Genomic DNA, 2,092 nt, shown 5'->3' on the forward strand with positions numbered 1-2,092 from the left:
ACCTTGAAGCGTGCACCATGCGCGCACCTTCTTCCACACCCTGGCCCAGCAAGCACTTGATCTCGCAGAAAAAAATGTGGGGAAACCTCAGATCCAGGTTCAGTTGCGACAATTGCCCCGTACTATTGATGGACATCACGTCGTAGCGGCTGACGCTGTCCACCAGGACGCCACGATCGTCGAAGATAAACTGACCCGCGCGTGTGTAATGCAGTCCACCGCTGGCATCGCGCAAAACGAAATAGCCTGCGCCGTCAACCGCAACGTCGGTCGCGTTACCGGTCTGTCGTAGATCACCGGCAGTGGTACGCAACCCGGCGCCCACAATGCGTGTGCCATGTTCGCCACCCAAATTCTCAAAAAATGAGTCGCTGCCGCGAAACCCCGGCGTGTTCATGTTCGCAACGTTGTTACTCACCGTGTCCAGACTTTTGGAAAAACTGAAAAGTCCGGACAACGAGTTGTAGAGGGCTTGAAACATGCGATGACTCCTACTGCTGGACCAGCGTAATTTGGGGTAGGCGAATGCCTGTGAGAACGCCGGCGCTGGTTTCTACAGTCAACAGTGGGCCAGATGCATTGAACTCGATTGCCTTGACCAAACCGGTGGCAGTACTTCCGCTTGCCTGGGTGACCTCGATACGACGATTCAACAGGCTCAGGCTCTGGCTGGTAGCGTTCATGCTCAACATCCCTTCGGAGTTGAGGCTGAGTTGACGCGATTGCTCAAGATTGCTGAATTGCGCGAGCTGCGCCAGGAACTCGCGGTTATCCACCGGCTCCAGCGGATCTTGAAACTGCAGCTGCGACAAGAATAATTTGATGAAGCCGTCCTGGTCGATCGTGTTGTTCGACTGGGCACTTGCGCTACCGTTGTTTACGATCGCACCGATTGAATCAATCGCCACTGTTGACTCCTTGAGTATGTGAGGCGCGCTGCCAAATGAGAGCGCCATTGAGCATGATTCGGTCCGGTCTGCCTTGACCGGACTGCAGCAGTGCATCGAGTAGCGCCGGTAGTTGCGCGTCGGAAATTTGGTAATCGCGAATCCACACGGTCGAGCGGCCCTCGGCATCCGAGATCTGCTTTATCGACCGCGACATCCATTCCGCCCATGCGCCAAGGCTGGCCGTGGGCGACGCGCGCAACGGCTGAGTGCCATCGGTGTCGGCATGCAGTGTCGAGGTCATCAGCAGGTCGGCAGCGGACATGTATAGCCCGGACACACCCAGGGAGCTGCTGACTGTAGATTGCAAGTCGATTGCACCTGCACTCGATACAGCTCGTGGTTGCGCAAGCGCACTGCGATCGATTGCGGCCGAATCATGCACTGCGATATCAAGGCCAGATCTGCGGTGATCCACATACGACATCAGATAGGTCGCAGTTGCCGTCCACTCGAACACGATGGAATCCAACGCAAGTGCTTGATCAACGTCACGCGCAGCTTGGGCGGCCGACAGCGTGCCGGCTTGCACGGCCTGTTCGGTAGTTGCGACAGTCGCTGTACCAGGCGAGCGCTCAGGCGACAGCCAGCGCTCGAAGGTCGCCGCATCCTTGGTTGGGAGCTCTTCACGCGGTTCGGCCCTGGGTTTGACCGGACGCGAGGCAGGCGGGGGCATCCACGTTTCAATGGCCATCACAGACCCTCCTGGCAAGCCAGAGTTCTGCGCTGACGTCGGACTCCGTGCGCTCTTCCCCATGCCGGATATGTTCGGACAGGCGACGATACCGTTCATCGACGGAGCGCTCTTCCGCCGATGTGTCACGATGCATTGTGCGCGCATCATCAAGGCGCCCGTCGCAAGCATCTGCACGCAGCTGCGCGTGCGTTTGCTCTGCGTACACGACCCCTTCAGCGTCCAGTGCGAGCTGGTAGGTATGCAACTGTAAGCGACCATGCTCAGCGCGTTGCTTCCAGGAAGCGACAGCATCAACGCGTTGTTTGCATGCCTGCACACCTGCATGCGCCTGGCGGCTTTCCAGCAGGCTAGCTCGCAGCGCTAGGGAAGGTCTGAATAACGATGCCTGAGAGGGCAGAATGTCCGCATCGTTCCGGAGAATCGCGTTTGGATCTTCGGAGTTTCGCCA

The 2,092-nt window shown here is 58.1% G+C and carries 4 protein-coding genes; all 4 read right to left on the reverse strand.

The annotated features are described in order from the left end of the window. Positions 1 to 481: flagellar hook-basal body complex protein (locus tag XdyCFBP7245_RS23310; protein ID WP_244907921.1), on the reverse strand; the 481-nt coding region annotated here is incomplete at its 3' end. A gap of 10 nt (positions 482 to 491) precedes the next feature. After that, on the reverse strand, positions 492 to 908 hold the full coding sequence (locus XdyCFBP7245_RS23315; protein WP_104617708.1) for a flagellar hook assembly protein FlgD: 417 nt from the start codon (positions 906 to 908) through the stop codon (positions 492 to 494). Beyond that, positions 898 to 1,641, reverse strand: a complete 744-nt coding sequence (locus XdyCFBP7245_RS23320) for a hypothetical protein (RefSeq protein WP_244907922.1) — start codon at positions 1,639 to 1,641, stop codon at positions 898 to 900. The genes XdyCFBP7245_RS23315 and XdyCFBP7245_RS23320 overlap by 11 nt, the downstream gene beginning before the upstream one ends. Next, positions 1,631 to 2,092 (reverse strand): hypothetical protein (locus XdyCFBP7245_RS24360; protein WP_211287776.1); only part of this gene is annotated, 462 nt, incomplete at its 5' end. The genes XdyCFBP7245_RS24360 and XdyCFBP7245_RS23320, both read right to left, overlap by 11 nt.

Origin of the sequence: Xanthomonas dyei, assembly GCF_002939865.1 — a bacterium.
Taxonomy (GTDB): domain Bacteria; phylum Pseudomonadota; class Gammaproteobacteria; order Xanthomonadales; family Xanthomonadaceae; genus Xanthomonas; species Xanthomonas dyei.